We start from the raw sequence: 5836 nt of genomic DNA on the forward strand, positions 1-5836 counted from the left end.
CGAGACAAGGGCACCGGTGGTGGCCTGCGTCGCCACGCGGTTGGCCCCGGGATTGCCGCTGGCGGCCATTTCCGAGAGCGTGTCTTCATCGAAGCCGAGATCGGCCAGCACCCGGTCCATCTGGGTTTCGATTTCGCCTGCGCCGGAGCCCGAGAGGCCCGAGAAATTCCCAGTCTTGATCGCCTCAATCGTGGCGAGGATGTCCCCGAACTCTTGGTCGAGCAGACCGTTCAACTCGTCTTCCATTTCCGTCCGGATGATTTCGGGAAGCTCGGCAAGGCGGGTGAGGGCGTCGTAGGTTCTTTGCAGCTCCGCGAGTTGATCCGTGAGAAGGCCGAGCTGTTCGCGGAGCTGCGTCAGCTGCTCGTTTTGCAGAAGCTCGTCCTCGATCATCTGCCGGAGCTGCTGGATGTTTTGCGCGATGTTCTGGGTGTCGACGACAGGCACGCCTTGCGCGAGGGCAGGGGATAGGGCGCCAAGATGCAGACCGATCCCAAGTGTCGTGGCCAAGGCCGTCCTCACGAGCAAATGTCCCATCATTCAATCTCCCTGATCGTAAAATCCATGAACGCGCCTTCGGCCATGCGGGCGCTGGCCTGGGCCAGCTCTTCGGCGGAGAGCACGCGGGTGCGGGCGGCCTGAAGCCGGATGCGGGCGGCCACGAGACGCACCAGTTCGGCGCGGGCATAGGTGTTGAGCGCGACGCTCTCCTGCACGTCCTCGGTTTCGGAAATCCGTTCGACGATATCCGCAATACGCAGGGCGGCTTGCCTTATCGCGGCGGGTGAGTTGTTGCCATAGAAGGCTGCCCCATGACCCGTGAGCGAGAGGTTGGCATTGGCCAGAAGCGCCGGTTCGATCGTGCCAAGCGCATCGATCCCGCCGATACGGCTTAGATAGAGATTGTAGCGCTCCGGGATGACCTGGACGTAATGCTGGGTCTCTCGGAAGGGGGGTACCCCGCCATACTCGAAAACCCGGCCGGGTCCGGCGTTATAGGCCGCGAGGGCGTTGATGATGTTGCCATCGAATGTGTTGAGCTGGGTCGCGAGATAGCGCGCGCCGCCACGCACCTGCAGGTAGGGGCTGTCATAGTATTCTGGGTTGATGCCCAGATCGCTGGCCGTCCCAGGCATGATCTGGGTGAGACCATAGGCGCCGACGGGAGACCGTGCCCCAATCGTAAACCGGCTTTCCTGCCAGATCAGCGCTTGCAGCAACGCGCGCCACTGGACGGGCGAGAGCCCTGCGCGGCCAACACCCGCAAAGCCGCTGGTCTCCTGAGCCACGCGGATGATGAGCTGCTCGATGTTCTCGGCGGCGTCGCCGAACATCTGCGCACCGCCGGGATTGGGGTCGATCTCGCCCGTGCCATAGACGGCTTCCACCGAGCGGTCGGGATCGCCGCTGCCGCTTTCCAGCCCCGAGACCATAGCCGGCAAGCCCTGACCGCCGAAGCTGGTCTGGGCATCGAGGATGCGTCGGAGGGTTTCCAGCTGCTCCCGTTCGATCTCGGCGATGAGTTCGCGCACTGCCAGCTTGTCCGCCTGAAGGGCCAAGTCTGCCTCGCGATCGCCGGTCTCGACGATGTCACGCGCGGTCAGCCCACTGTCATTGGTCGGCACGCCTTGAGACAAGGCGAGACCGGGCAGCAGGCAAAGTGCCAGGATATGAGGCAGGCTAGACCTCAATGTCGCCCTCCGGCGCATCTAGAGGCGTGAAGTCACAATCAGGCGCGACGGGTGCCGTTGATGCGAGGAATGTGAAGCAGTTCGCCTGCGGCTCCCGGTACTGGGTGCAGGAGGCCAGCGCGCCGAGCGCAGCCAAAGCGACAAGAATACGGATCATGAAAGTCTCCAAAAATCTGGGCGGTCGCGGTAATCGGCGCCGACAAGCGCTTCGCCCTTTTCCATGCCGCCAAGGATGGTGAGATTGGGTCCAAGCGCGCTCAGATCGGCATCGACCACGATCGAGCCCTGATCGTCGCGGATCAGCGCCAAACGGCTGTTGCTGCCCGTGTTGAGAAGGACGTCGAGCTCCTTCTCCGTGAGGTTCAGCATGGCGTAGTCCGCAGGCTGCGCGCGGATATTGGGCAGCAGGATCTGCGTCGGAACGGCTTCGACGATGGTCTTGCCGGTCCGGGTGCGCTCGAGCTGGCTCGCGTATTGCGTCATCATCACCGCGACGGTGTTCTGCTTGCGCGCGGTCACCAGCCAGTTCGACAGCCGCTCGGCGAAATATGCGTTATCGAGGGCCTTCCAGGCCTCGTCGATCACGATGATGGTGGGGCGGCGATCCTCGATCTCGCGTTCGACCCGGCGGAAAAGATAGGAGAGAACCGCCATCCGCTCCTTGTCGGCCTCGCTGTCGAGAATGCCGGTCAGATCGAAGCCCACCACATCGCCTTTGAGCGAGAACGTGTCCTCGAGGCTCTGCCCGAAGATCCAGCCATAGCGGCCGTCTTCGGTCCACTCGAGCAGGCGCTGGTGCAGATCGCCGCCATCATCGGTGGACACAAAAAGCGATGCGAAATCCCGCCAGTTCCGCAGTGCCGGATTGGTGGCCTGGGCATTCTGGCGCACGACCTCCTGGATGCGGTTGGTCTGCGCCGGGGTCAGGGGCTTGTCGGCGCGGTAGAGAAGCGTCGCGAGCCAGTCCGAGAGCCAGGCCGTGCCGCGCGCATCGGTCTCGGTCCAGAGCGGGTTGAGGCCTGTGGGCTGACCGGCGTTCAGGGACGCGTAGCGCCCGCCACCCGCGCGGACCGCCATCTCCATGCCAAGACGGTAATCGAAGACGAAGATCCGCGCCCCTGCACGACGGGCCTGGGTCATCAGAAAGGCTGACAGCACCGATTTGCCCGACCCGGGCCGCCCCATGATCAGGGTATGGCCGCTGGTCGGTTCTTTGTCGGGCGATCCCTGCTCGTGATAGGAAAATCGGTAGGCGCTTTGCTCGGGCGTAGGCAGATAGGTGATGACCCGGCCCCAGGGGGTAAGTGCTGCGGGTTTGCCGAGCTGCGTTCGGTGGAAGGCCGCGAAATCCGCGAAGTTGCGATTGGTGACGGCGCTGGCACGCACGCGCTTGGGCTGGTTGCCGGGATGCTGGCTGAGGTAATGGGCCTTTGCGGCGACCCGCTCATCGATCATCTTCACGCCTTCGGTCGCGGCGGCGTTCACGATTTCGGCGCTGAGCGTCTGCAGCTCATCCAGCGTTTCGCAGAAGAGCGTCACGACCATATGGTGTTCGCCGAAGCTTTGGCGCTTGGCCTCGAGATCATCGGCGGCGATATCGAGGGCTTCCAGGAGCGAGAGGGCCGCGTCCTGGCTGGCCTGCATCTGGCGCTTTTGCCGTTTGATGCGGCCCGCCATGAGGTTCGAATTGATCGGCGTGAAGGAGTGCGTCACGATCATGTCGACCGGCAGGTTCAGCATGTCGAACATGGTGCAGGAGGTGCCTTCCGAGTATTCCCCGATGGTGAAACTCTTGCCGTAGCGATGCCCCACGACGCCTTCGGAAAGCTCGAAATGATCGCCATGAAACGTCACGCGGGTATTGGCGACGTTGAAGGACAAAAAGCCGTAGGTGTTTGCTGGGTAGAGCGGCAGCTCGGTGCCCGTGTTGAGAGCCCCCAGAAACCCCACCAACTCCCCCGATGCGGCCGACAGCAAGCGCGGTTTGAGCTCGGCGAGGCCAGACAGAAAGACGTTCACGGCCTCGCCCAGGCGCTGCTGGCGTTTGCGGGTCTCTTCTCTCAGGCGGTCCGGCGCGCTGCGGCTGAGGAACGGCAAGAGGCTTTTCGGGGGCGGGCGGTGAATGACGGTGAGCGTCAGTGTCTTGTCGCGAAGCCCGCTGGTTTCGAGTTTGGCGCGCCAGCGTCGGTCCACCTCGCCTGCGAAGCTGTCCTCACGAATTGGGTCGAGATCTGGTTTGATGGCCTTGGAGACCTTGTGGACGTAATAGCTGAATTCCGGCCCAAGTTGCGCGACGATGCGGGCAAAAAGCGCCGTCACCTTGTCGAGATAGGCATCGTCCGTCGTGTAGCTGTTGATCCCCTCGAGCCGGATGCAGCAGAAGAGCTCGTTGATCCGGGTGCGCACGGTCTGGTCATCGACGAGGCTCACATAGGGCAGCATATGCGCAAGGCGGGTCTCGCGCGCATACCAGTCTGGCGTCATTGTGCGGGGATCGATCGCTGGATCATGGGCGTCATCACGGGGCATAGCTGTCCCCGCCATGGATGCTGCGGTTGCGCGTGGGTGGCGTCTCCTGCAGCGCCGTCATCATTACGTCGATGAAACGCGGGTCCCAATCCGCGGCCTGCCAAAGCACCGGATAGAGCAGGGCGGCGAAACCCAGCACCGCGATGTGCTGGACCCAGACGAACAAGAGCACCGAACCGAAGAGCCAGACCATCGCATACATGATGGGCAGGCCCAGAAGCTTGGGCGGGCGCACGAGGCCGAGGAAGAGAGGCGCGCGCTCAGCCACCGGCGAAGACCGCGGCAACGATGGTGGGGGCAGCCGCAACACCGGCGATCCCGACGAGGACCCAGAGCGCCTGGCGCAGATCGATGATGTTGAAGAACCAGCTCAAGAAAACGCCAAGGACCGCGAGTGTGGCGATCACGACGCCGAGCGGGCCGGTCAGCGCATCGACAATGCCCTGCAACAAGCTTTGGATTGGGGAGAGATCGATGCTTTGGGCAAGGGCGGGCTCGGCAATGAGCAGGAATAGCGCCAGGGAGGCGACAAAGAGGTTTGAAATCCAACTTGTTTGGAAAAAGCGGTATCGCCAATGCACTGCCGCGCTGCGCGCTCTCGTGACATTGCCGATAAGTGTTTTGAGGAATGATTTCCAAAAAGGTTGGGACATCATGAATTTGATCGTTCCAATCGGGCGGCCACCGCCATCACGCGGGCCACATGGTTCTGGGTTTCTCGGTAGGGGGGAATGCCGCCATATTGGCGCACGGCGTCGGGTCCGGCGTTGTAAGCGGCCAGCGCCAGGCGTGGATCGCCGAACGTCTCGAGCATCATCGCGAGGTAGCGGGCGGAACCGTCGAGGTTCTGCATCGGGTCCTCCGGATTGACGTCGAGATCACGCGCGGTTGCTGGCATCAGTTGACCCAGACCAATGGCGCCCGCGGTTGAGATCGCATCCTGCCGGTAGGCGCTCTCAACCTCGATGTTGGCCCGGTAGAGAGCCAGCCAATCCCTCACGGAGAGCTCTGCGCGGCGCAAACCAGGATGATTGGCATAGCGCAGGGCCGTTGCCTCGATGCCTAAGAGAACGTCTGCGCGGGGCAGGGGTGCTGGCTGGGCGAGTGCCGCAAGCCTCAGCGCGTCAGGTTCGGAAGCTGCTTCAGTCTCACCAAGAATGGCCAAACTATCGGACGCCGATCCCTGACCAACGCCGTCATTGTAGTTCCGGGCAAAACCGCTCTGAGACCGCGACGGGGTCAGAGAGCCGTCGCTCTCCATGATCAGGACCATTTGCGCTGAGGCAGGTGCTCCGACCAGCCAGAGACAGACGAGGTTAGTTGCCAGTGCCCAAGTCTGATGGGGCTTTGTCTGGCGGGGCGAGTTTATGCGTGCGGCTTGTACCCGCCTCAAGCGGCAGGTCGACATGCGCAAAGCCAAGGCCAATGAAGAAGGACACCACGCCGGAGATCGTCTTGAACTCGCGGATCTTGATATCGTTGTAGCTCGTTCGCGTGCGGGCGGTGACGAGGAGCTTTTCCACCCCGTCATCAGAGACAACGCGCATGATCCAGACCCCGTAATAGCTGGGGCCTTTCTTATGTGCCGACTCCTGGCACAGGATTTCTGCGCTATA

8 protein-coding genes are annotated in these 5836 nt (G+C 62.6%); all 8 read right to left on the reverse strand.

Annotated features, from left to right (window positions below; genetic code table 11):
* Nucleotides 1–537, reverse strand: a 537-nt coding sequence (locus H1S03_RS17205) for a type IV secretion system protein (protein WP_185805297.1), incomplete at its 3' end; no start/stop codon positions are given.
* Entirely contained in the window at nt 537–1625 is a 1089-nt protein-coding gene (locus H1S03_RS17210; RefSeq protein ID WP_347339243.1) for a lytic transglycosylase domain-containing protein, read from the reverse strand. The genes H1S03_RS17210 and H1S03_RS17205, both read right to left, overlap by 1 nt.
* A gap of 55 nt (nt 1626–1680) precedes the next feature.
* A complete protein-coding gene (locus H1S03_RS17215) occupies nt 1681–1848 on the reverse strand; it encodes a hypothetical protein (RefSeq protein ID WP_166194770.1) in 168 nt (55 codons plus the stop codon).
* Nucleotides 1845–4220, reverse strand: a complete 2376-nt coding sequence (locus tag H1S03_RS17220) for a VirB4 family type IV secretion/conjugal transfer ATPase (protein WP_185805299.1) — start codon at nt 4218–4220, stop codon at nt 1845–1847. Before H1S03_RS17220 ends, H1S03_RS17215 begins: the two co-directional genes overlap by 4 nt.
* The gene (locus H1S03_RS17225; RefSeq protein ID WP_185805300.1) at nt 4210–4488 is read right to left on the reverse strand and encodes a VirB3 family type IV secretion system protein; all 279 of its coding nucleotides are present in this window, start codon (nt 4486–4488) and stop codon (nt 4210–4212) included. The genes H1S03_RS17220 and H1S03_RS17225 overlap by 11 nt, the downstream gene beginning before the upstream one ends.
* Entirely contained in the window at nt 4481–4765 is a 285-nt protein-coding gene (locus H1S03_RS17230; protein ID WP_027246639.1) for a TrbC/VirB2 family protein, read from the reverse strand. The genes H1S03_RS17225 and H1S03_RS17230 overlap by 8 nt, the downstream gene beginning before the upstream one ends.
* A 107-nt stretch (nt 4766–4872) precedes the next feature.
* The gene (locus H1S03_RS17235) at nt 4873–5493 is read right to left on the reverse strand and encodes a lytic transglycosylase domain-containing protein (RefSeq protein WP_185805301.1); all 621 of its coding nucleotides are present in this window, start codon (nt 5491–5493) and stop codon (nt 4873–4875) included.
* 43 nt (nt 5494–5536) lie between these two features.
* The coding region (locus H1S03_RS17240; protein ID WP_185805302.1) for a hypothetical protein at nt 5537–5836 on the reverse strand (300 nt) is incomplete at its 5' end.

Origin of the sequence: Pontivivens nitratireducens, assembly GCF_014235845.1 — a bacterium.
GTDB lineage: Bacteria > Pseudomonadota > Alphaproteobacteria > Rhodobacterales > Rhodobacteraceae > Pontivivens > Pontivivens nitratireducens.

Coding starts and splice junctions, on each gene's coding strand:
- H1S03_RS17220 (WP_185805299.1), bottom strand. CDS start 4,220: ATGCCCCGTGATGACGCCCATGATCCAGCGATCGATCCCCGCACAATG.
- H1S03_RS17235 (WP_185805301.1), bottom strand. CDS start 5,493: ATGGTCCTGATCATGGAGAGCGACGGCTCTCTGACCCCGTCGCGGTCT.
- H1S03_RS17215 (WP_166194770.1), bottom strand. CDS start 1,848: ATGATCCGTATTCTTGTCGCTTTGGCTGCGCTCGGCGCGCTGGCCTCC.